This is a genomic window from Pseudomonas sp. PGPR N4 (genome assembly GCF_059693665.1).
Window position 1 is genome coordinate 71,189 of the sequence record NZ_JCAUKV010000002.1, and the last position, 23,372, is coordinate 94,560.

Sequence of the window (23,372 nt, forward strand, 5' to 3'; positions counted from 1 at the left end):
CCCACCCCCTGAGCGGCTGATACACTTGCCGCACCAATCCCATCGCCATGGATCCTGGCCATGCTTCATGAGTTGTTCAGCGTTTACCTGAAGATGCTCGTGCTCTACAGCCCGTTCTTCGTGCTGTCCTGCTTCATCAGCCTGACCCGCGGCCACTCCAGCAAGGAGCGCAAGCAACTGGCCTGGCGCGTGGCGATTGCCGTGCTCATTGCCAGCGTGCTGTTGTACCTGTTTGGCCGGGTGATCTTCGGCGTGTTCGGCATCACTGCCGACGCCTTTCGTATCGGTGCCGGCAGTGTGTTGTTCATTTCTGCGCTGAGCATGGCCCAGGGCAAGCCGGCGGTGCAGAGCGACAACGTACAGCAGGACGTAACCATCGTACCGCTGACCATCCCGCTGACCGTCGGCCCCGGCACCATCGGTGCGCTGCTGGTGATGGGCGTCAGCCAGCCGCACTGGGATGACAAGCTACTGGCAATCGTCAGTATTGCTCTGGCCAGTTTCACTGTCGGCCTGGTGCTGTACCTCTCGCACGGTATCGAACGAATCCTGGGTGACCAGGGCTTGCAGATCGTCAGCCGCTTGATGGGGCTGTTCGTCTGTGCCCTGGCTGCGCAGATCATCTTTACCGGGATCAAGGGCTACTTGCTTAACTAGATCTGATATTCGTGGATACTCAGTCGCGCCTGCTCTACCGTGCTGGCAAGAACCTTGGGCAGGTGCGTGTCCATGAATGCTCGGACATTGAACCGCACCAGCTCGGCAGAGACTTTATGGTAGCTACGCTTGCGCTCCATGAAGCCGGTCGCGAAGCGAGTCTTCTTGTCAGTCTCGAAGTACAGCACCATGTCGACTCGACCGTTACCGGCCGGCGAACAAGGAAGAAATTGCAGGCATTGTCGCTCGGCGGCCTGTCGCTCGAAGGTACCCAGGGTGGCCGGGCTGGCCATCAACCGGCGCAGGGCAAGATCGGTGGACTCGGCAAAGTGCTCACCTGCCGTGGCGGCAATGGTCTGAAGCGCTTTGTCCACCAGCTTTGACCGTTGATCCGTCGGCCAATGTATGTCCTCTGGCGCAACCGCATCCCACCCCATGAACTTTAGCTGGTTACGAAAGTAGCTCAACCAGTCCTCGACCAGACCCTCATTGAACACGCTCAGGGTGGCGCGCTCGGCCAAGGCAACCGCCGTCTTTACCGCGTCGCACTGCTGTCCATCAAGACCGTGCAGGAAGCTCACAATCGACGAGCCGATTACCGCTGCTTGGGTATTTGCCATCACATCCTCCTGTTCTGCGTGGGCAGTTCGAGCACATAGGCGTGTTCATGCTGTTTCTTGTCCATCAACATGCGTAACTGGCTGCGTTTTGTTTCAAAGGACTGCGCGTCGCACAGCAGTGAGAGGCAGCGCAGTTGGACCTCCGCCGGCAACGTCTCGATTTCGCTCAGGCTGGGCGGCTCGGCTGCCTCGACAGCGGCCGTGGACTGCCAGCTCAGGCTGCACAGATGCAGACGCATGTCCGCCTCCATCAGGCCGATTTCCAGCTTTGCCAAATGCCCGTCTGCAGTGTCCGAGCGGATGAAGCCTTGCAGCTGCCGCAGCCCATCTGGGTGCTCGCGCAAGCTTTCGAAGACGCTGCGCAAGACCTGACCGCCATCGATGCCTGCCTGCCCGAACCACGCTTGAAGCGCTGGAGAGATGGCCAGCCCGGCGACGCCCGGAACACTCTGCTCATCGTGCGCCTGACTGGTCACGAGCCAGCCCAGCTCTGCATACACTGCTCGATAAGCGCGGTCCCAGGTGGCCGGCTCGGTAAAGCGATTGCCCGCACGCTTGTTCGCGACCAGCTGCGCGTAGAGCGTGCTATCAATGGCTGCCTGACGCTGCGATGGGCTGATCTGTGGATCAATCAACAACACTGTCCCGGCGACCAGCACCAGGGCGTGATTCTGTATTTGCATGGGATGCCTGCTGCCTGCAAGTCGTTGGAATGACGGCGAAGCATGTCGCCGTCAGCCTGCTCAGATCTCGTACTCGAGAATGTCTTCAACACTGCGCACGCCGAGCTTGGTCTCGATGTGCTCACGTACGCGGTCGTAGATCATTCGGTTGAACGACAACACCGCGCTGCCGGCGTAGTACTCCGAGGAAGTAATGTTCCATTCCACGCCGAGCAGGTCAGTGTTGGACTCGGGCGCTGCGGCGTTGACGCAGCTCATCACCAGCACCACCTCACCTTCAGGCGTTTCCATGCACGCACCCAGCCCGACCATGCCGCTGCGCTTATTCTTTCGATCGCTGATGAAGATGCGCTTTTCGCTATCGATCGAACCGAGCTTGTCGATCGCTTTCTGGGCCAGCTTGCTAAACGCCTCACCAACAGGCCCGCCCAGCGCAGCAGCACCGGCAGCGGACATCACGCGAAACACCACTGCGCCGACGGTAACCGTTACCGAAGATGCCGTTTCGAGTTCGAAACTGCGGCGCGCGGCGACAAACCCGCAATCCTGCATGGCCTTCAGAAACTGGTCGTACCAGGCCTTACTTTGAATTTGTGGGTCATACAGTTTATCGGCCACCAATGTGGCGAAGTGGAAGGCATTCTTGACGTCGTTACGGCTTTGCTGGGTCATCCCGGCACCGCAGGCGAGCAGTGAATCCTGGACCAGGACGGCGGTGTTGGTGCTCGCAATATCGTTGCTGTCAGACATGAATAAATCCTTGGTGGTAGCCCCTGTGATTCAGGGATTACCACCCTATGCGCAGGCCTTCGGGGAAGGAGCGCTGAAGGATTTCCTCAACACCTCAGTTGGCCGCTGGGTACCACCGCGGGGTGTAGACCCAGGTGCCACCGTCGGCACGCGGCAATGTGCAGGTTGTCGAAGACCCGACCAGCACCATGGTGCGCATGTCGACCATTTCTGGCAGCAGTTCGGCCAGTGTGACTACGCGCAGCGTCTGCCCTGGCCTGCCAATATCGCGACCAAGGACTACCGGCGTAGCGCCTGAGCGATGACGGCGCACGACGTCCAGCGCTACACCCAATTGCCAGGGTCTGGCTTTCGAAATCGGGTTATAGAACGCCAGCACCAGATCAGCCTGGGCGGCAAGGTCCAGGCGTGTCTCGATGATCGACCAGGGTTTGAGGTTGTCCGACAGCGACATCACGCAGAAGTCATGCCCCAGCGGCGCGCCGGCCTGAGCAGCGGTCGCCAACGATGCCGATACGCCTGGGAGGATCTGCAGATCGACCTGATGCCAGGCCGGGTCGGTCGACTCGTGCAAGGCCTCGAGCACGGCGGCGGCCATGGCGAACACGCCGGGATCACCCGACGACACCACCACGACCGAACGGCCCTGTGCGGCCAGCTCAAAGGCATGCCGGGCGCGCTGCATCTCCTCGCGGTTGTCGGTGTTGTGCAGCACCTGATCCGGGCGGAACGGGCCAGCCATACGCACGTAGGTTTCGTAACCGAGCACATCCTCGGCCAGGCTCAGTTCGCGCTTGACTGCAGGCACCATCAGTTCGGCGGCGCCGGGGCCGAGGCCGATCACTGCCAGCCGGCCACGACCGCGACCGACCTGGGCAGGGTCGATGGGCGCGCTGGCAACTGCCACCAACAACCCCGAGTGTTCACTCAAGCGGGCGCCAGGCACGCTCTGTTCGACCATCTCGGCCAGGCTCACTGCCGGCGCGGCAAAGCGCAGTGCGACACCGAGTTGCTGCGCCGCCTGGTGCAGGCCCGGCAGGGCCATGTGCTGGTCACTGGCAAGCAGGCACGCCAGCGCTGGCTCGGCAATATTGGCCGCGCGCAGGGCCGCGCGCACGTGTTCGGCAAGCTCGGCAGACTCGGCACTGACGGCGACCAGCACCGAACGTGGATGGATCAGCAGTTCGTCACGGCTGGCGGGGCGCGCTTCGCAGCCCACGTGAATGGTTCGTTGCGCTGCCGCATCGGCGGGCAGTTGCGCCTGCGTAAGCCACGGCGCATCACCCTCGATACGCACGCTCTGACCGGCCAGCAGGTCGGAGACAAAGCGCTTGCCCTGCTCCAGGTCTGCCAAGGCATAGCCAACCGGCGGATTGAGCAGGCAGGTGCCGAAACGCAGTTCACCACTCGTGGTGATCGCGGCAGCGACCGACAACGCCGCGCCGATCTCGCGCGCCATCACGTTGACCCCGCCGAGGCCGCCGAGCAACGGCACCACGGCACTGCCATCTTCGGCGACCACCAGTACCGGTGGCTCGACATCCTTGTCGCTGAGCACGCTGGCCAGGCTGCGGATGACGATGCCAGCGGCGCACAGGGCAATGATCGGCGTGTCTTGCAGATACAGCTCGCGCATGGTGCTGCCAAATGACTCATAGCCACTGTCGGCGCCCGCGACCCGGCCATTCAGGCCATGGATGCTGGCCTCGGGATACAGTTGCTGGAGGCGCTGCGCAGTAGCCAGGCTGGCCTGGCCGAGGATGATGATGGCCGGCGCTTTGCGTAGGTTCAGCCCTGCCATTTTTCACCCGGCACGATGATCAGCGAAAAGTAGGGCGAAGACTGCGGATCGACCGCGTCCAGCGCAACGATTTTCTGATTGGCCATGGTCGCACGCTCAACGTACAGCGCGCGCTGGTCCAGGCCCAACTCGGCCAGCACCTGGCGCACCTTGGGGAAGTTGCGCCCCAGTTTCATGATCACCGCCGCATCGGCGTCGGCCAGCCGCCGCTTGAGCTCTTCGGCAGGCAACACACCGGACAATACGGTCAGGGTCTGGTTGCGGTAGACCAGCGGCGCGCCGAGCACCGAGGCGCCACCGAGCATCGAACAGACACCAGGAATCACCTCGGCGTCATAGCGCTGCGCGAGGCGGTCATGCAGGTACATGTACGATCCGTAGAAGAACGGATCACCTTCGCAGATCACCGCTACATCACGCCCGGCGTCCAGATGCGCGGCCACTTGCTCGCCGGCCTCATCGTAGAAATCACTGATGACCTGTTCGTAGGACAGCGGCGCAGGCAGCGCTTCGGTAGTGACCGGATACACCAGTGGCAGCAAGGTCTGCTGCGCCTGCAAATGCGCTTCGATGATGCCGAAGGCGTTGCCGCGCTTACCCTTGGCCACAAAGTAAGCCACCACCGGCGCCTCGCGCAGCAGGCGCAAGGCCTTGACGGTGATCAGTTCCGGGTCGCCAGGGCCAACGCCGAGGCCAAGCAGTCGTCCGCGTGGCGTCATCATTCGACCTCCGTGGCCAGCGCGTTGACGGCGGCGGCGGCCATTGCGCTACCGCCCAGACGGCCCTGCATGATCACGAACGGCACGCCACGGCTGTCGGCGGCGAGCATCGCCTTGGACTCGGCCGCGCCGACGAAGCCCACCGGGAAGCCGAGAATCAGCGCCGGTTTCGGCGCGCCCGCGTCGATCATCTCAAGCAGGTAGAACAGCGCCGTCGGTGCATTGCCGATCACCACCACGCTGCCTTCCAGGTGTTCGCGCCACAGCTCCAGGGCCACTGCCGAACGGGTGTTGCCCTGCTCCTTGGCCAGTGCCGGCACACTTGGATCGCGCAGGGTGCAGATCACTTGGTTGTTGGCTGGCAGCCGCGCACGGGTGATGCCTTCGGCAACCATGTGCGCGTCACACAGGATCGGCGCGCCTTTGGCCAGCGCTGCGCGCCCGGCAGCGCCGGCACCTGCGGAGAACTGCAGACCATCGATTGCCTCGACCATGCCGCAGGCGTGAATCACCCGCACCGCGAGCTTTTCCAGATCGGCAGGAATCCGCTCCAGGCGGGCCTCATCGCGGATGATCCGGAAGGAATTGCGATAGATCTCCTGACCATCGCGAATGTAGTCAATCATCAAGGTGCTCCGTGGGCAGGTCGAGCATGGCGCCTGCTGCTTTCAAGGTAAGGTCGGTCGCGCGCAGGGCACCAAAGCCGGGCTGCTGCGCGTCACGCAAATAAAGGTCGTAGCGGCCCGGCGAACGGGCCAGCAAGGTCGCCGGGGCGACATGGGCCACAGCGCAGGAGCGCGGGCAGCCGCTGAGGTGCACGCTGGCCGGTGCGCCGGGCGCAATCAGCGCGGCGAGCTGGACGGCATCGGCCTTGGTCTCGGCCAGTGCCTTGGCACAACCGCTGGCGCCGCTGCAGGCGGTCACTCGTGCCAGTGGCTCGCGGCTGGAGCAGACCAGGCCGAACGCCTGCAACTGGGCCTGGGCGGCCTGCAATTGACTTGGTGCGATGCTGCTCAACACCAGGCTCTGCCAGGGACTCAGGTGCAATTCACCGTCACCACTGACGCGCGCTACCTGGGCGGCGCCACGCAGCATCGCCGGGGTCAAGCGGCCCAGCGGTGGGGCAACGCCAAGCGCAGTGCCCTGGGCTTGCGCCAGCGGCCCGAGCCAGTTGGCGCAGGCCTTGGCCCGTCGCCATTGGAGCACTGGCGGGTCGCGTCGCAGCTCGATGCCGAGGCCTTCGATGAAATGCTCGACCGGGCAGGTCTGCAGCAACTGGCGCATGCGCGACTGCTCGGCACTGGCCAGCTCGAGAAAGCGCTCCATCACCGCCCGGGTCAGCGCCAGCCCAGCGCCCAACGGCACCGCGCCCAGCGGCTGATCGGTGCCTGGGCAACCGGCCAGACCGAAGGCCAGCCAGGTCTGCTGTTCCAGTTGCAGCGGCGACAGCCACAGGTCATGCGGGTGTTCGAGCATGGCCAGGTGCTCACCGCCATCCAACTGCACGGCAAACTTGGCCGAAAGTTGATGCAGATGCGGCGTGCTTTCGAGCATCTCGAGGATCTGCCTGGCCAGCGGCCGGGTATCCAGCAGCATGGCCGGATCGCGCCCGGCCAGCGGGCTCAGCATCAGGTTGCGGACATCGTCGCCAGCCGCCTGGCGCGGGCCAAGGCCAGCCGCCAGCAAATGCTCGATCAGCGCGGCGTGCTGCGCGCCGACCCCGCGAATCTGCAGATTGCCCCGGTTGGTAGCCTCGATCACACCGCCGGCAAAGCGCTCGGCAGCCTCGGCCACAGCGTCGGCCTGATCGGCCAGCAGCAGGCCACCCGCCAGCTTGATCCGGCAGATGCCGCCATCGCGGGCGGCGACGATGCGCCACAACCCCGGGCAGGCCGAGGGGCGGGGCGAAACGGCAGGGTCAAGGGGCGGGTTCAAGAAGGCATCCGGCAATCGTCAAAGTGCGCTTGAGTGTAGAAGGCGCGGTATTATGCCTGCTTTGCTCGACGGCATGAAAAACCGGCGGTCGAAGATCGTGTGAATTTGCGGCCGTTGTGGCCCACTCAAGCTTGATGAGGAAGCAGATGGCCCCCTGGCTGACAGTTGTAGGTATCGGTGAAGACGGTTTCAGCGGCCTGGGCAAACCTGCCCGGCGTGCCCTGCTGGCGGCTTCGCGGATCTTCGGCAGCCCGCGCCAGCTGGCGCTGTTGCCGCACTGTGTCAGCGCCGAGCAACTGCCCTGGTCGAGCCCGTTCAGCCTGGAACCGGTGCTGGCGCTGCGCGGCGAGCCGGTATGCGTACTGGCCAGCGGCGACCCGATGTTCTTCGGCGTCGGCGCCAGCCTGGCGCGGCAGGTGCCAGCCGAGCAGTTGCGGGTTCTGTCGGCGCCATCGTCCTGCGCCCTGGCCGCTGCGCGCCTGGGCTGGCCACTGCAGGAGGTGCAGATCGTGTCGCTGGTCGCCCGCCCGCTGGCCGCACTCAACGCCTACTGCTACACCGGCTTGCGCCTGCTGGTGCTGAGCAACGATGGCGACAGCCCGGCACAGATCGCTGCGCTGCTGCGCGACAAAGGCTTCGGCCCGAGCCGCTTGCAGGTGTTCGAACACCTTGGCGGGCCGCAGGAACGTCATGTGCAAGGCACGGCCGAAGACTGGCCACACAGTCAGCTGGCTGCGTTGAATGTGGTCGCCATCGAATGCCAGGCTGCAGCGGACACACCGCGCTTGTCACCTGCTGCCGGTTTACCGGACTCGGCCTTCGAACACGACGGCCAGCTGACCAAGCGCGATGTTCGCGCGATCACCCTCGCCCGCCTGGCACCGCAACCCGGCGCGCTGTTGTGGGATGTCGGCGCCGGCTGTGGTTCGATCGGCATCGAGTGGATGCGCGCCCACCCCAGCTGCCGTACCCTGGCGATCGAAGCCGATGCAGGCCGGCAAGCGTTGATCGAGCACAACCGCGACGCGCTTGGCGTGCCGGGGCTGCGCCTGATCCGCGGCAAGGCCCCGCAGGCGCTGGCCGAACTGGAGCGGCCCGACGCCATCTTCATTGGTGGCGGCGTCACCGGCGAAGGCATGCTCGGCCTGTGCTGGGAGCGCCTGCGCCCCGGTGGCCGGCTGGTAGCCAATGCCGTCACCCTGCAAAGCGAAATGGCCCTTGCCCAGTTTCGCGAAGCGCACGGCGGCGAGCTGACCCGCATCCACATTGCCCACACGCAACCGCTGGGCAACTTCGACACTTGGCGCCAGGCCTTGCCGATCACCTTGCTCGACGTAGTGAAAGCCCTGGATGCGTGAAGAAACCCGCGAACAACCCGCGCCCCTGCGCAGCGGCCTGACCACCGGCAGCTGCGCCACGGCAACCAGCCTCGCCGCCGCGCGCCTGCTGCTGAGCGGTGTCGACGCCGACGCGGTGCACATCACCCTGCCCAAGGGCAAGGTCGTGCAGATGCGCCTGGAGTTCTGCAGGCGTAACGGCGACTGCGCCGAGGCCGGCACCTTGAAGGACGCCGGCGACGACCCCGACGTGACCCACGGCGCCCTGCTCTACAGCCAGGTGCGCCTGCTCGCCACGCCCGGCGTGCGTTTTGTCGCGGGTGTCGGTGTCGGCACCGTAACCCGGCCCGGACTGGTGCTGGCGGTCGGCGAGCCGGCCATCAACCCGGTACCGCGGCGGATGATCAGCGAGCACCTGCAGCAACTGGCCAACGACTGTGGCTACAGCGGCGGCTTCGAGGTCACGGTGAACGTGCGTGACGGTGATCAGTTGGCCCTGAAAACCATGAACCCACGCCTGGGCATTCTCGGCGGGCTGTCGATTCTCGGCACCAGCGGTATCGTCCGGCCGTTCTCCTGCGCGGCCTACATCGCCTCGATCCAGCAAGGCATCGATGTCGCCCACAGCAACGGCTACACGCACGTCGCTGCCTGCACCGGCAATGCCAGCGAAGACACCATGCGCCGAGTCTACAACCTTCCGGAAATCGCCCTGATCGAGATGGGCGACTTTGTCGGCGCGGTGCTCAAGCACCTGCGCAAGGTGCCGATGGCGCGCCTGAGCCTGTGCGGCGGTTTCGGCAAGATCAGCAAGCTGGCTGCGGGCAACATGGACCTGCACAGCCGTCATTCCAGTATCGACCTGCCGCAGTTGGCCGGTTGGGCTCAAGCGCTGGGCGCCGATCAGTCGCTGCAGCAGGCGATCATCGCCGCCAATACCAGCCAGCAGGCGCTGGCCCTGGCGCATGCCGCAGGCATCGCGCTGGGCGACGCAGTGTGTGCCCATGCCCGCGCCTTTGCCTGCAGCGTGGTGCCGGCGCAGGTGCAGGTCGAGGTGTTTGCCATCGACCGCCAGGGCGGCATCGTCGGCCGGGCGGGTGTGCAATGAGCGAGCGGATTCTGCTGCTTGGCGGTATTACCGAAGCCTTGGCCATTGCCCGGCGGCTGGGCCCGCAGCATGTCTACAGTCTGGCCGGCGTCGGCCGCGTGCCGCAGGATCTGCCCTGCCAGCTACGGGTCGGCGGCTATGGTGGCGCCGAGGGCCTGGCGCAGTACCTGCGCGAAGCCGGCATCAGCTTGCTGATCGACGCGACCCATCCCTACGCGGCGCAGATCAGCGCCAATGCCGCGCAGGCTGCGCGCAGTGCCGGTGTGGCCTGCTGGGCACTGCGCCGCCCGGCCTGGCAGCCCCAGCCGGGAGATGACTGGCGTGAGGTGGCGGACTGGGCCGAGCTGGTCACGGCCCTCTCGCCGTTTGCCCGGCCACTGTTCACGCTGGGCCGCGAGCCCCTGGCTCATCTGCACGAAATACCCGAGCAGCAGTTCTGGACCTTGCGTGCCCTCGACAGCTACCCGGGCAATGACCGCTGCGAAGTCATCGCCGCCCGCGGGCCGTTCGCGCTGGCGGATGAGCACGCATTGTTCGCCCGCCGCCAGATCGACGTGCTGGTCAGCAAGAACAGCGGCAGCGTCGCCACCGAGCCCAAGCTTGAGGTCGCCCGCGAGCTGGGCATACCGGTGCTGGTGCTCAAGCGCCCACGACTGCCGACAGTGGATCGTGAGTTTGCTCAGGTAGACACCTTGCTGGCCGCGCTGGGGCTTTGATCGCGCTGCTGGCGCCAGCGGGCAGGCTGGTAGAGAGATTTCCTGCACAGCTTTAGGAACCGTCTCAATGGCCACCATCCGGCCATCTGCCGTAAACTGCGCATTCCCCTCCTGGAAGGCCACCCATATGGAAATGCAATGGTGGATCTGGCTCGTCTTCGGCGTTGCCCTGATCCTGCTTGAACTGGTCCTGCCCACGTTCTTCATTCTCTGGTTCGGCATCGGCGCCGTGCTGGTGGCGCTGATCGCCCTGATCGCACCCAGCCTGCAACTGGACAGCCAGGTGCTGCTGTGGGTGCTGTTCTCGTCGGCCACTACCCTGCTCTGGTTCAAGCTGTTTCGCCGGAAAAAACCCGACGTGCGCTGGACTGCCGACAGCGTGATCGGCGAGGTCGGCCTGCTTACCGTGGCCGTCTCGGAGTTTCAGAAGGGCCGGGTGCGCTTCCAGAAGCCGATCCTCGGCAACGAGGAATGGGTGTGCATCGCCGACAGTGACATCGCCGCCGGCGAGCGTGTGCGCCTGACCGCCATCGAAGGCAACACCGCCCGGATCACCCGGGCCTGAATCCGTACTTAAAGGACGCTGCACCATGACCAGCCTAATCGTCGTCGCCTGCCTGGCACTGTTTGTTCTGATCACCGTATTCAAAGGGGTGCGCATCGTGCCCCAGGGCGAAGAGTGGATCGTCGAGCGCCTGGGCCGCTACCACAGCACGCTCAAGCCCGGCCTGAACATCCTCATCCCGTACATGGACGTGGTTGCCTATCGCCTGCCGACCAAGGACATCATCCTCGATGTCCAGCAACAGGAAATCATCACCAAGGACAACGCCGTCATCGTCGCCAACGCACTGTGCTTCGCCAAGGTAATCGACCCGCAGAAGGCCTCCTACGGCGTGCAGAACTTCTCGTTTGCCGTGACCAGCCTGACCATGACCTCGCTGCGGGCGATCGTCGGTGCCATGGACCTCGACGAAGCGCTGTCCAGCCGCGAGCAGATCAAGGCGCGCCTGCGCGAAGCGATGTCCGAGCAGACCGAAGACTGGGGCGTGACCGTGCGCTCGGTAGAAATCCAGGACATCAAGCCGTCGCCGAACATGCAGTTGGCGATGGAACGTCAGGCCGCCGCAGAGCGTGAGCGTAAAGCCGACGTGACCCGCGCCGAGGGTGCCAAGCAAGCGGCCGTACTGGAAGCCGAAGCGCGCCTGCAGTCGGCTCGGCTCGACGCAGAAGCGCAGATCAACCTGGCCGAAGCCTCGGCCCGAGCGATTACCCTGGTGCGCGAGGCGGTCGGCAGCGAGACCACTCCGGCCATGTACCTGCTTGGCGAGCGTTACATCGGTGCGATGGAAACCCTCGCTGCGAGCAACAATTCCAAGATCGTGGTGTTGCCGGCCGACCTGCAAGAAACAGTGCGCGGGCTGCTCGGGCGCAAGGCCTGATACACCGCCGCCCCGCTCAGGTCAGGGCGGCCATTGCACAGGCGCAGCTGCGGCACTTCACCGCACCGGGGTATTTTTACCTATACTGCGCCTTACAATAGCCACCACGATTCCTGACCGGATCTCTCCATGCCCCCACGTCGGCCCATCGCCTGGATCGCCTGCCTTGCAGTGCTGTTCAATCTGCTGGCCATGCCGCTGTCTTCCGCTGCGCCGAAAAGCGCGGCCGAGCAGCTGCTGTGGGGGGCGTTCTGCTCCAGCATGGGCGTCAAGCCCACGCCGGCAGTGCAGGCGCTGGCCAAGATCGACCTCGGCCCGCAAGGCGACGAGCACGCGAGCATGCAACATTGCTGGTGCTGCTCAGGCGGCCTGACGCTGCTGGCCTTGCCTGGGCATCCGCCGCAGTTGCACATCCCTGTCGCCATGGACAACGGCACTGCGAGCATTCTTGCCAGCTACCAACCGACGCCGCGCCAGTTATGGCCTGCGCTCAATCCGCGCGCCTCTCCTCTGACCTGAGTTACAGCCGCCCCGCGCCCTGAACCTGTCCAGATCGGAGATTTCCCCATGCTCAAGCAAGCCCTCGTCGTGGCCGCCCTGTTGCTGCCTGGCGCATTCGCCAATGCCCATGAATACACTCAGGGTGACCTGCACATCGCCCACCCGTGGTCGCTGCAGCTGCCGCCCAATGCGCCCAACGTGGCGGCGTATTTCACCGTGCACAACAGTGGCAGCAGCGACGACCGCCTGCTCAGCGTCGACAGCCCGATCAGTGATGACGCGCAGCTGCATGAGCACGCCATGAATGCAGCAGGCCTGATGAAAATGCAGCAGGTCGACGGCGTGACCATCCCCGCCGGCAAGGACCTGCTGTTCGCCCCCAGCGCCTACCACGTGATGCTGATGCAGCCCAAGGACCGCAGCCTGCTCACCGACGGCAAGCGCTTCCCGCTGACCCTGCACTTCGAAAAAGCCGGCGACATCACCGTGCAAGTGGCTGTCCAGAACCAGCCGCCGGCCGACCAGCCGCAACAGCAACACGCGCACTGACCGCTGACAGGCGCCAGCCGTGAACGTGCTGGGCAAACACAGCTACCGCCGTACCACCCGCCCTGCTCGCAGGCGCGCCGGTGGCGGCTGGCTGAGCCTGTTTGCCATGTGGATGATCTTCATCGGGCCGCTGATTTCTCAGTCGATGCCGATGGAGCACCACACGGGCATGAGCATGAGCATGTCCAGCGACATGGCCATGAACATGCCCATGCCCGCCAGCCATGCCCACGCCGACAGCAAGCACCACCACAACCATAGCGATGACGCCGAGCTGCACGCGCTGTGGGCCAAGTGCGGCTATTGCACCCTGCTGTTCAACTGCCCGGCGCTGCCGCAGAGCTTCAGCCCGCTCAACGCCAGCCGCGTTCCACCTGCCCCGCCCCCGCCAAGCGCCACCCGCCACGGCCACGCGCGCCAGGCGATTTTCCCCGGCGCCCGCAGCCGGGCGCCACCTGCCCAGTCGATCTACGTCTGAACATCCATTGACCGCACGCAGCCAGGAGGCTGTGCGCTCATATTCGACTGATCGACTGGAATCACTATGTCCGGCTGCATCCCCGTTTTCACCCTTTCCCTGCGCGGCACTATCGCCGTGCTCTGCGGCTCGCTGCTGAGCCCCTTGGCTATCGCCGCCGACAGCGGCCATGTTGGCCAGGACCACGACGCCGCCGAGCTGAGCCCGACGGTAATCACCGCCGTCGCCCCCAGCTCGCCGCTGACCATCGTCACCAACCCCAAGGACCCGCGCCAACCAGTGCCGGCCAGTGATGGTGCCGACTACCTGAAGACCATCCCCGGCTTCTCGGCGATCCGCGCTGGCGGCACCAACGGCGATCCGGTGTTGCGCGGCATGTTCGGCTCGCGCCTGAACATCCTCACCAATGGCGGCCAGATGCTCGGCGCCTGCCCCAACCGGATGGACGCGCCAACCTCGTACATCTCGCCGGAAACCTATGACCGCCTTACCGTGATCAAAGGCCCGCAAACTGTGATCTGGGGTCCCGGCGGCTCGGCCGGGACGATCCTCTTCGAACGCGAGCCGGAGCAGTTCGGCGAGCTTGGCAGCCGAGTCAACGCCAGCCTGCTGGCCGGCTCCAATGGCCGCTTCGACAAGCTGCTCGACGTCGCCGCCGGCAACAGCGAGGCGTATGCGCGCTTCGTCGGCAACCAGTCACGCTCGGATGACTACCGCGACGGCAACGGCGACAGCGTGCCGTCGCGCTGGGACAAGTGGAACGGCGACGTCAGCCTTGGCTGGACGCCGGATGCCGACACCCTGCTCGAGCTCACCGCCGGCAAAGGTGACGGCGAAGCCCGTTACGCCGGGCGCGGCATGGACGGCTCGCAGTTCAAGCGCGAAAGCCTGGGCCTGCGCTTCGAAAAATCCAACCTCGGCGAGGTGCTCGACAAGATCGAGGCGCAGGTCTACTACAACTACGCCGACCACGTGATGGACAACTACAGCCTGCGCACCCCGTCCGGCAGCGGCATGATGGGCATGCCGATGGTCGCCAACGTCGACCGGCGCACCCTCGGCGCGCGGATCAAGGCCACCTGGCGTTGGGCCGATGTGCAGTTGATCAACGGTATCGATGCGCAAAGCAGCGAGCACCGCCAGCGCAGCGGCATGGGCGTCGACGCGCACCGTGGCCAGCCGTGGAGCAAGGATGCCGAGTTCCACAACTACGGCGCGTTCGCCGAGCTGACCTGGTACGCGAGCGGCGAAGACCGATTGATCAGCGGTGCCCGCCTTGACCGCGCTTCGGCGCGCGATCTGCGCAGCGACCAGGCCACCGCCGGCAACACTCGCGCCGATACTCTGCCCAGCGGCTTTGTCCGCTATGAGCATGACCTCAGCGCGCTGTCGGCCACCACCTACATCGGCCTTGGCCATGCGCAACGCTTCCCGGATTACTGGGAGCTGTTCTCGGCCGACGGCCCGGCCGGTGCGCGCAACGCCTTCGACGCGATCAAACCGGAGAAAACCACCCAGCTCGACTTCGGCATCCAGTACCGTGACGAGCGCCTGCAAGCCTGGGCCTCGGGCTATGTCGGGCAGATCCGCGACTACATTTTGTTCGACTACCAGACCGGCATGATGGGCATGAGCACCACCCAGGCGCAGAACATCGATGCGCGGATCATGGGCGGCGAGCTGGGCGCGGCGTACAAGCTGTCGGAAAACTGGAAGGCCGATGCGACCCTGGCTTACGCTTGGGGCAAAAACAGCAGCGACGGCAAGGCCCTGCCGCAGATGCCGCCACTGGAAAGCCGCCTGGGCCTTACCTACAGCCAGGACAACTGGAGCACCGGGGCGTTGTGGCGGTTGGTCTCGGCGCAGAACCGCGTCGCTGAAAATCAGGGCAATGTGGTCGGCAAGGACTATCAAAAAAGCGCAGGCTTTGGCGTGTTCTCGCTCAACGGCGCCTACAAGGTCACGCGCAATCTCAAGCTCAGCGCCGGCGTCGACAACCTGTTCGACAAGGCTTACGCCGAGCACCTGAACCTGGCCGGCAACGCCGGTTTTGGTTACCCGGCGAACGATCCGCAGCCGGTGACTGAACCTGGCCGGACCTTCTGGACCAAAGTCGATCTCAGCTTCTGACAATTACAACGGGCGCGGCCATGACCGCGCCCCTCTGATGGGAGGTTCCATGGGCGGACCGCGTATTTCCTTCTATAACCTGGCCTGGCGCTGGCACTTCTATGCCGGGCTGTTCGTTGCGCCATTCATGATTCTGCTGGCGCTCACCGGGATCATCTACCTGTTCAAGCCACAGCTCGATCCGCTGATGTACCGCGAGCTGATGGTGGTCGAAGGCGGCCACCATCGCCAGAACGCCGACGCGCTGCTGGCGCAGGTTCAGCAGGCTTATCCACAGGGCCACGTCGGCCAGTACCTGCCGCCGCTGAACAGCGAGCGCAGCGCGCAATTCGTGGTGCATGACGGCGGCCGTGAGCTGAACGTGTTCGTCGATCCGTACAACGCCAAGGTGCTCGGCGAGCAGGACGCCAAGCAGAACCTGCAGGCCATCGCCCGTGCCCTGCATGGCGAGCTGATGGTCGGCACCGTCGGCGACCGGCTGGTGGAACTGGCCGCTGGCTGGGGCATTGTGCTGGTGGTGTCGGGGCTGTACCTGTGGTGGCCGCGCGGGCGCAGCAGTGCCGGTGTGCTCTGGCCGCGCTTTGCCTCGCGCGGCAGGCTGCTGTGGCGCGACCTGCATGCGGTCAGCGGCTTCTGGGGATCGGCGCTGTTGCTGCTGATGCTGCTCAGCGGCATGACCTGGACTGGCATGTGGGGCAAGCAGTATGCCGATCTGTGGAACCGCTTCCCGGCGGCGATGTGGAATGACGTGCCCAAGTCGGACCAGCAGGCGCGGGTGCTCAACCAGGCGCATCGGCAGACCGTGCCCTGGGCGATGGAGAACACGCCGATGCCGCAGTCGGGCGCCCATGCCGAACACGCCGGGCACCACATGATGTCGAGCAAGCCAGCGGCGCCGCAGGTCAGCCTGCAGCAGGTCGAGGACATTGCCAGCAGCCGCCAGGTCGAGCCCGGCTACAGCATCACTCTGCCGACCACCGCCGACGGCGTGTTTACCATTGCGGTGTTTGCTGATGATCCCCGCAACGACGCCACCCTGCATGTCGACCAGTACACCGGCCAGGTGCTGGCCGATGTGCGCTGGCAGGACTACAGCCCGGTCGCCCGCGCGACTGAGCTGGGCGTGATGCTGCATGAGGGCAAGATGTTTGGCGCGTTCAACCAGATCGTGATCTTGCTGGTGTGCCTGATGATTCTGCTCGGTTCGGTGAGCGGTCTGGTGATGTGGTGGAAGCGCCGGCCCGAGGGTGGCCTGGGGGTACCGCCGCTGCGCCATGATTTGCCGCGGTGGAAGACGGCGACGGTGGTGATGCTGGTCTTGGGCGTCGCGTTTCCGCTGGTAGGGGCGTCGATGCTGGTGATGTGGGTGGTTGATCGTTGCGTGGTGAGGCGGCGGATGGTGGTTCGGGCTTGAGATAGCCGGGGGCGCTTTGCGCCCCCGGACTGTCACGCAAAACTCGTGTCGATCTGTCACGCCCCGATCTGGAACGGGCGTGTTAGCCTACTCGGCTAGCAAAAAAAGACTGAACCAATAATGGAATGCAGCCAATGACCGTGACCTCCACCCCCGAGCCAGATGATCAGCATCTGCAACGCAACCTGAGCAACCGCCACATTCAGCTTATCGCCATCGGTGGCGCCATCGGCACCGGCCTGTTCATGGGTTCGGGCAAGACCATCAGCCTCGCTGGCCCGTCGATCATCTTCGTCTACATGATCATCGGCTTCATGCTGTTCTTCGTCATGCGGGCGATGGGCGAGCTGCTGCTGTCGAACCTCAACTACAAGTCCTTCATCGACTTTTCGGCCGACCTGCTCGGGCCCTGGGCCGGTTACTTCACCGGCTGGACCTACTGGTTCTGCTGGGTCGTCACCGGTATCGCCGACGTGGTCGCGATCGCCGCCTACACCCAGTTCTGGTTCCCTGACCTGCCGCAGTGGATCCCGGCGCTGAGCTGCGTGGCGCTGCTGCTGTCGCTGAACCTGGTGACGGTGAAGATGTTCGGCGAGATGGAATTCTGGTTCGCCCTGATCAAGATCGTCGCCATCCTCGGCCTGGTCGCCACCGGCCTGTATATGGTCATCACCGGCTTCCAGTCGCCCACTGGCAGCACTGCGCAGCTGGCCAACCTGTGGAACGATGACGGCATGTTCCCCCATGGCCTGATGGGCTTCTTCGCCGGTTTCCAGATCGCCGTGTTCGCCTTTGTCGGTATCGAGCTGGTCGGCACCACCGCCGCCGAAGCGAAAGACCCGGAGCGCACCCTGCCGCGGGCGATCAACTCGATCCCGATCCGCATCATCGTCTTCTACGTGCTGGCCCTGATCGCGATCATGGCAGTGACGCCGTGGCGGGACGTGGTGCCGGGCAAGAGCCCGTTCGTCGAGCTGTTCGTCCTCGCCGGCCTGCCTGCTGCGGCCAGCATCATCAACTTCGTGGTGCTGACCTCGGCCGCCTCGTCGGCCAACAGCGGCGTGTTCTCCACCAGCCGCATGCTGTTCGGCCTGGCCCAGGAAGGCGATGCACCGAAGGCCTTCGAGAAGCTCTCGCGCCGCGCGGTCCCGGCCAACGGTCTGTTCTTCTCCTGCGCCTGCCTGCTGCTGGGCGCGGTGTTGATCTACCTGGTGCCGAACGTGATCGAAGCCTTCACCCTGGTGACCACGGTGTCGGCGGTGCTGTTCATGTTCGTCTGGACGCTGATCCTGCTGTCGTACCTGAAGTACCGCAGCCAGCGCCCGGCGCTGCATCAAAGCTCGATCTACAAGATGCCCGGCGGGCGCTTCATGTGCTACGTGTGCCTGGTGTTCTTCGCCGCGATTCTGGTGCTGCTCAGCCTTGAGGCCGACACCCGCTCGGCGCTGGTAGTGACGCCGATCTGGTTCCTGCTGCTGGCAGTGACCTACCAGTTCGTGCGCAGCAAGCGCCAGCCGCGGGCCGCAATGGACCGCTGACTGCTTGGGGCCGCCTAGCGGCCCCAATACCGTGCACGCCTCGGGCGCCAGCACCAAGCTGGACCCAGCAACCCTACCCTTCCCCCGCAAAGCCCCGGAAACCGGGGCTTTGGCCGTGTCCGAAAAGCGGGCACAGCGCTTGCAATGTCTCCTGCAGAGTCGCCAACAGCATAAAAAACTCAGCGGAGAGAGCACATGAAGCGTCGCAGTCTGATCAAGGCCTTTACCCTTAGCGCATCGATTGCGGCGATGGGCCTGAGCTGGAGTATCCAGGCCGCCGAGACCATCAAGGTCGGCATCCTGCATTCGCTGTCGGGGACCATGGCCATTTCCGAGACCTCGCTCAAGGACATGGCGTTGATGACCATCGACCAGATCAACGCCAAGGGCGGGGTCAATGGCAAAATGCTCGAAGCGGTGGTGGTCGACCCGGCTTCCAACTGGCCGCTGTTCGCAGAGAAAAGCCGCCAGTTGCTGACCCAGGACAAGGTCGCGGTGGTGTTCGGCTGCTGGACGTCGGTGTCGCGCAAGTCGGTGCTGCCGGTGTTCGAGGAGCTCAATGGGCTGCTGTTCTACCCGGTGCAGTACGAAGGTGAAGAGATGTCGCCAAACGTCTTCTACACCGGCGCGGCGCCTAACCAGCAAGCGATCCCGGCGGTGGAATACGTGATGAGCGAAGACGGCGGCAGCGCCAAGCGCTTCTTCCTGCTCGGCACCGACTATGTCTACCCGCGCACCACCAACAAGATTCTGCGGGCCTTCCTGCACAGCAAAGGTGTGGCCGACAAGGACATAGAAGAGGTGTACACGCCGTTCGGCCACGCTGATTATCAGACCATTGTCGCCAACATCAAGAAGTTCTCTGCCGGCGGCAAGACCGCGGTGATCTCCACCGTCAACGGCGACTCCAACGTGCCGTTCTACAAAGAACTGGCCAACCAGGGCCTGAAGGCCACCGACGTACCGGTAGTGGCGTTCTCGGTGGGCGAAGAGGAGCTGCGCGGTATCGACACCAAGCCGCTGGTCGGCCACCTGGCGGCGTGGAACTACTTCGAGTCGGTGGATAACCCGGTCAACCAGAAGTTCGTCGCGGACTGGAAGGCCTACGCCAAGGCAAAAAATCTGCCGGGCGCCGACAAGGCGGTGACCAACGACCCGATGGAAGCCACCTATGTCGGTATCAATATGTGGGCGCAGGCGGTCGAGAAGGCCAAGTCCACCGATGTCGACAAGGTCCGCGAAGCGCTGGCCGGACAGACCTTTGCCGCGCCGTCGGGCTACACCCTGACCATGGACAAGACCAACCACCACTTGCACAAGCCGGTAATGATCGGCGAGATCCAGGATGACGGTCAGTTCAGTGTGGTCTGGGAGACCGAGCAGCCCCTGCGTGCGCAACCGTGGAGCCCGTTCATTCCTGGCAACGACAAGCGTCCGGATTATGCGGTGAAGGGTAACTAAGTGACGGGGGCCGCTCTGCGGCCCTTTCCTGTAGGAGCGGCCTTGTGTCGCGATCGAGCGCGCAGCCCTCGCCTCCCCCTGACACAACAGGATCAACCAATGCTCAGATTCCTGCTCGCCCTGCTCCTGCTGCTGCCGCTGGCAACCCAGGCCAGCGAGGGCGACCTCTTCTACGCTGCCAAGCCCGCAGACCAGGCCCGCCTGCTGCAGGACTGGGCAGCCCAGCCAGAGCCTGCGCGGCTGGCGCTGCTGACCGCGCTGAAACAAGGCCGGATCGCCGACGGCGACACGCGCAAGCTGCGCCTGAACAACCGTCTGCGCGGCCTGATCGACAATGCCCTGGCCAGCCATCAGTTGCTCAGCGATGACGCCCGCGTGCGGCTGGCCGCGGCTGGCGAACTGCAACGCAGCGCCCAGCCGGCACAGGTGGCGTTTCTAGACCGGCGCTTCGCCAATGAGTCAGACCCAGCGGTGCATGCCGCTCTGGGCCTGGCCCTGGCCAACCTGCAACTGGTCGCCAGCGAGCCCTCGGTACGCCTGGCCGCAGTGCGTCTGCTCGGCGAAACCGGCGACCCTTTGGCCCGCACCCGTCTTGAAGCGCTGTTGCAGCCCGGTGTCGAGACCGACGCCGCCGTGCGCACCGCCGCCGAAACCAGCCTGGCCCAGGTCAAGCGCAAGCTGCTGATCGGTGAACTGCTCGGGCAGGCCTTCAGCGGCCTGTCGCTGGGCTCGATCCTGCTGCTGGCAGCACTGGGCCTGGCGATCACCTTCGGCTTGCTTGGGGTGATCAACATGGCCCACGGCGAGATGCTCATGCTCGGCGCCTACAGCACCTACATGGTCCAGGTACTGCTGCAGCGCTACGCGCCAGGCGCCATCGAGTTCTACCCGCTGATCGCCCTGCCGGTGGCGTTCGCCGTCAGTGCCGGGGTCGGTATGGCGCTGGAGCGCACAGTGATCCGTCATCTGTACGGTCGCCCACTGGAAACCCTGCTGGCGACCTGGGGCATCAGCCTGATCCTGATCCAGGCGATCCGCCTGCTGTTTGGCGCGCAGAACGTCGAGGTAGCCAACCCGGCGTGGCTGTCCGGCGGGATTCAAGTGCTGCCGAATCTGGTACTGCCCTACAACCGCATGGTGATCATCGGCTTTGCCCTGGCGGTGGTGCTGCTCACCTGGCTGCTGCTCAACCGCACCCGGCTGGGGCTGAACGTGCGCGCGGTCACCCAGAACCGCAACATGGCTGCCTGCTGCGGGGTCTCCACCGGCCGCGTCGACATGCTCGCCTTCGGCCTTGGCTCGGGCATCGCCGGCCTTGGCGGGGTGGCCCTGAGCCAGGTCGGCAACGTCGGCCCAGACCTTGGCCAGAGCTACATCATCGACTCGTTCCTGGTGGTGGTTCTCGGTGGCGTCGGCCAGCTTGCCGGCACGCTGTGGGCCGCGTTCGGCCTGGGCATCGCCAACAAACTGCTCGAGCCGCAGATCGGTGCGGTGCTGGGCAAGATCCTTATCCTTGCGCTGATCATCCTGTTCATTCAGAAGCGCCCGCAAGGCTTGTTCGCTCTCAAGGGACGGGTAATCGACTGATGAACCAGCCACTGCTTGTCACCGCCGCACAAAAGGCCGGGCCGCGCCTGTCGCTGGCCATCGGCATCGTTGTTGTCCTGCTGCTACTGGCCTTGCCGCTGTTGTCGCTGCTACCCGCAGAGCACTCGTTGCAGGTCTCGGCCTACACCCTGACGCTGGTCGGCAAGATCCTTTGTTACGCCATTGTCGCGCTGGCGCTGGACCTGGTGTGGGGCTACGCCGGCATGCTTTCGCTGGGGCATGGATTGTTCTTCGCCCTCGGCGGCTACGCCATGGGCATGTACCTGATGCGCCAGGCGGCGGGTGACGGCCTGCCGGCGTTCATGACCTTTCTGTCGTGGACCGAGCTGCCATGGTTCTGGGCCGGCACCCAGCATCTCGCCTGGGCGCTGTGCCTGGTAGTGCTGGCGCCGGGCCTGCTCGCGCTGGTGTTTGGTTGGTTCGCCTTCCGCTCACGGATCAAGGGCGTGTACTTCTCGATCATGACCCAGGCGCTGACCTTCGCCGGCATGCTGCTGTTCTTCCGTAACGAAACCGGCTTTGGCGGCAACAACGGCTTCACCAACTTCCGCACCATTGCCGGCTTCGATGTGGCCGCGCAAGGCACCCGCGCAGTGTTGTTCCTGCTTACCGTCGGCCTGCTGCTGGCCAGCCTGTACCTGTGCTGGCGGCTGACCCAGAGCAAGTTCGGCCGCCTGCTGACGGCACTGCGTGATGCGGAGAACCGGCTGATGTTCTGCGGCTATGACCCGCGCGGTTTCAAGCTGCTGGTGTGGGTGCTCAGCGCCGTGCTGTGCGGCCTGGCCGGGGCGTTGTACGTACCACAGGTGGGCATCATCAACCCCAGTGAAATGTCGCCGACCAACTCCATCGAGGCTGCCGTATGGGTAGCACTGGGCGGACGCGGCACGTTGATCGGGCCACTGCTCGGAGCGGGCCTGGTCAATGGCATGAAGAGCTGGTTCACCGTGGCCTTCCCGGAGTTCTGGCTGTTCTTCCTCGGCGCGCTGTTCATCATCGTCACCCTGTACCTGCCCAAAGGCGTGGTCGGCCTGTTGAAGAAAAGGAACCAGCCATGAGAGGCATCCCACCGGTACACCCGGAATTCATGCTCGAACCGGTATTCGACCAGATCGGCGCCGGGCGCGATGCGATCGGCCTCGGCCAGCGCCGCGGCATAGGCCTGGATGTGCGCCACGGCACGGTGCTGAGCCTGGAAGACATCAGCGTCAGCTTCGATGGTTTCAAGGCGCTCAATGCGCTGAACCTGTACATCGGGGTTGGCGAGCTGCGCTGCATCATCGGCCCCAATGGTGCCGGCAAGACCACCATGATGGACGTGATCACCGGCAAGACCCGCCCGGACACCGGCACGGCGTTTTTCGGCGACACCCTCGACCTGACCCGCATGAGCGAATACCAGATCGCCCAGGCCGGCATAGGTCGCAAGTTCCAGAAGCCGACGGTGTTCGAGGCGCTGACCGTCTGTGAAAACCTCGAACTGGCGCTCAAGACCGACAAGTCGGTATGGGCTAGCCTGGCCTCGCGGCTGTCATCCGAGCAGCGCGAGCGCATCGACTCAGTGTTGACCCAGTTGCGCCTGCTGCCCTTGGCCCATCGCCAGGCCGGGCTGCTGTCGCACGGGCAAAAACAGTTTCTGGAAATCGGCATGCTGTTGGTCCAGGAGCCGCAACTGTTGCTGCTCGATGAGCCGGTGGCAGGCATGACCGATGCCGAAACCGAGTTCACCGCCGAGCTGTTCAAGGGCCTCGCGCGCAGCCATTCGCTGATGGTGGTGGAGCACGACATGGGCTTTGTCGGCAGCATCGCCGACCACGTCACCGTGCTGCACCAAGGCAGCGTGCTGGCCGAAGGCTCGCTGGAGCAGGTGCAGGCGGATGAGCGGGTGATCGAGGTTTACCTGGGCCGCTGATCGTTGTTTGCCA

23 protein-coding genes are annotated in these 23,372 nt (G+C 64.7%); 16 read left to right on the forward strand and 7 right to left on the reverse strand.

The genetic code is table 11. The features are described from left to right. Positions 1-60: 60 nt before the first annotated feature. On the forward strand, positions 61-657 hold the full coding sequence (locus tag AC58X1_RS09995) for a MarC family protein (protein ID WP_101316065.1): 597 nt from the start codon (positions 61-63) through the stop codon (positions 655-657). Here AC58X1_RS09995 and AC58X1_RS10000 read toward each other — a convergent pair. The 7 genes from AC58X1_RS10000 to cobG all read right to left on the reverse strand — a co-directional run bounded on the left by AC58X1_RS10000 (position 654) and on the right by cobG (position 7,180). Further along, positions 654-1,277, reverse strand: a complete 624-nt coding sequence (locus AC58X1_RS10000; protein ID WP_150573669.1) for a hypothetical protein — start codon at positions 1,275-1,277, stop codon at positions 654-656. The genes AC58X1_RS09995 and AC58X1_RS10000 overlap by 4 nt on opposite strands. Beyond that, complete coding sequence (locus AC58X1_RS10005; RefSeq protein ID WP_497428799.1) at positions 1,277-1,960, reverse strand: hypothetical protein; 684 nt, start codon at positions 1,958-1,960, stop codon at positions 1,277-1,279. Before AC58X1_RS10005 ends, AC58X1_RS10000 begins: the two co-directional genes overlap by 1 nt. Positions 1,961-2,020: 60 nt before the next feature. Further along, positions 2,021-2,710: a hypothetical protein gene (locus tag AC58X1_RS10010; RefSeq protein WP_259074332.1), complete on the reverse strand. Its 690-nt coding sequence runs from the start codon at positions 2,708-2,710 to the stop codon at positions 2,021-2,023. Positions 2,711-2,804: 94 nt separating this feature from the next. Further along, complete coding sequence (gene cobJ / locus AC58X1_RS10015) at positions 2,805-4,511, reverse strand: precorrin-3B C(17)-methyltransferase (RefSeq protein ID WP_497428800.1); 1,707 nt, start codon at positions 4,509-4,511, stop codon at positions 2,805-2,807. Next, complete coding sequence (locus AC58X1_RS10020; RefSeq protein WP_101316055.1) at positions 4,499-5,233, reverse strand: precorrin-2 C(20)-methyltransferase; 735 nt, start codon at positions 5,231-5,233, stop codon at positions 4,499-4,501. The genes cobJ and AC58X1_RS10020 overlap by 13 nt, the downstream gene beginning before the upstream one ends. Then, positions 5,230-5,856 (reverse strand): precorrin-8X methylmutase, encoded by a 627-nt coding sequence (locus AC58X1_RS10025; protein WP_401181227.1) that lies wholly within the window; start codon positions 5,854-5,856, stop codon positions 5,230-5,232. Before AC58X1_RS10025 ends, AC58X1_RS10020 begins: the two co-directional genes overlap by 4 nt. After that, positions 5,849-7,180 carry a precorrin-3B synthase gene (gene cobG, locus AC58X1_RS10030; RefSeq protein ID WP_497428801.1) on the reverse strand — a complete coding sequence of 444 codons (1,332 nt, stop codon included), beginning with the start codon at positions 7,178-7,180 and terminating at the stop codon, positions 5,849-5,851. Before cobG ends, AC58X1_RS10025 begins: the two co-directional genes overlap by 8 nt. A 131-nt stretch (positions 7,181-7,311) precedes the next feature. Here cobG and cbiE point away from each other — a divergent pair, with 131 nt between their 5' ends. The 15 genes from cbiE (at position 7,312) to urtD (ending at position 23,359) form a co-directional block, all read left to right on the forward strand. Next, positions 7,312-8,523: a precorrin-6y C5,15-methyltransferase (decarboxylating) subunit CbiE gene (cbiE, locus tag AC58X1_RS10035; protein ID WP_188035248.1), complete on the forward strand. Its 1,212-nt coding sequence runs from the start codon at positions 7,312-7,314 to the stop codon at positions 8,521-8,523. Continuing rightward, positions 8,516-9,610 (forward strand): cobalt-precorrin-5B (C(1))-methyltransferase, encoded by a 1,095-nt coding sequence (locus AC58X1_RS10040; protein ID WP_259074338.1) that lies wholly within the window; start codon positions 8,516-8,518, stop codon positions 9,608-9,610. Before cbiE ends, AC58X1_RS10040 begins: the two co-directional genes overlap by 8 nt. Continuing rightward, entirely contained in the window at positions 9,607-10,326 is a 720-nt protein-coding gene (locus tag AC58X1_RS10045) for a cobalt-precorrin-6A reductase (protein ID WP_497428802.1), read from the forward strand. Before AC58X1_RS10040 ends, AC58X1_RS10045 begins: the two co-directional genes overlap by 4 nt. A gap of 127 nt (positions 10,327-10,453) precedes the next feature. Next, positions 10,454-10,891, forward strand: coding sequence for an NfeD family protein (locus AC58X1_RS10050; RefSeq protein ID WP_150573858.1), 438 nt, complete (start codon positions 10,454-10,456; stop codon positions 10,889-10,891). Between the two features lie 25 nt (positions 10,892-10,916). Beyond that, positions 10,917-11,768: an SPFH domain-containing protein gene (locus AC58X1_RS10055; RefSeq protein WP_101316041.1), complete on the forward strand. Its 852-nt coding sequence runs from the start codon at positions 10,917-10,919 to the stop codon at positions 11,766-11,768. A 129-nt stretch (positions 11,769-11,897) separates the two neighbouring features. Then, positions 11,898-12,287, forward strand: coding sequence for a DUF2946 domain-containing protein (locus tag AC58X1_RS10060; protein ID WP_181089637.1), 390 nt, complete (start codon positions 11,898-11,900; stop codon positions 12,285-12,287). A 48-nt stretch (positions 12,288-12,335) separates the two neighbouring features. After that, positions 12,336-12,818 (forward strand): copper chaperone PCu(A)C, encoded by a 483-nt coding sequence (locus AC58X1_RS10065; RefSeq protein WP_497428803.1) that lies wholly within the window; start codon positions 12,336-12,338, stop codon positions 12,816-12,818. A 25-nt stretch (positions 12,819-12,843) separates the two neighbouring features. Then, positions 12,844-13,296, forward strand: a complete 453-nt coding sequence (locus AC58X1_RS10070) for a DUF2946 domain-containing protein (protein WP_259075237.1) — start codon at positions 12,844-12,846, stop codon at positions 13,294-13,296. Between the two features lie 66 nt (positions 13,297-13,362). Next, complete coding sequence (locus AC58X1_RS10075; protein ID WP_497428804.1) at positions 13,363-15,426, forward strand: TonB-dependent copper receptor; 2,064 nt, start codon at positions 13,363-13,365, stop codon at positions 15,424-15,426. 49 nt (positions 15,427-15,475) lie between these two features. Then, the gene (locus AC58X1_RS10080; RefSeq protein WP_497428805.1) at positions 15,476-16,840 is read left to right on the forward strand and encodes a PepSY-associated TM helix domain-containing protein; all 1,365 of its coding nucleotides are present in this window, start codon (positions 15,476-15,478) and stop codon (positions 16,838-16,840) included. Between the two features lie 134 nt (positions 16,841-16,974). Then, complete coding sequence (gene cycA / locus AC58X1_RS10085; RefSeq protein WP_150571350.1) at positions 16,975-18,378, forward strand: D-serine/D-alanine/glycine transporter; 1,404 nt, start codon at positions 16,975-16,977, stop codon at positions 18,376-18,378. A 195-nt stretch (positions 18,379-18,573) separates the two neighbouring features. Beyond that, complete coding sequence (gene urtA / locus AC58X1_RS10090) at positions 18,574-19,839, forward strand: urea ABC transporter substrate-binding protein (protein WP_101316028.1); 1,266 nt, start codon at positions 18,574-18,576, stop codon at positions 19,837-19,839. Between the two features lie 99 nt (positions 19,840-19,938). Further along, positions 19,939-21,426, forward strand: a complete 1,488-nt coding sequence (urtB, locus tag AC58X1_RS10095) for an urea ABC transporter permease subunit UrtB (protein ID WP_101316026.1) — start codon at positions 19,939-19,941, stop codon at positions 21,424-21,426. Continuing rightward, positions 21,426-22,505 (forward strand): urea ABC transporter permease subunit UrtC, encoded by a 1,080-nt coding sequence (gene urtC / locus AC58X1_RS10100; RefSeq protein ID WP_101316024.1) that lies wholly within the window; start codon positions 21,426-21,428, stop codon positions 22,503-22,505. Before urtB ends, urtC begins: the two co-directional genes overlap by 1 nt. Continuing rightward, the gene (gene urtD / locus AC58X1_RS10105; RefSeq protein ID WP_188035243.1) at positions 22,502-23,359 is read left to right on the forward strand and encodes an urea ABC transporter ATP-binding protein UrtD; all 858 of its coding nucleotides are present in this window, start codon (positions 22,502-22,504) and stop codon (positions 23,357-23,359) included. Before urtC ends, urtD begins: the two co-directional genes overlap by 4 nt. The last annotated feature ends 13 nt before the right edge of the window (positions 23,360-23,372 follow it).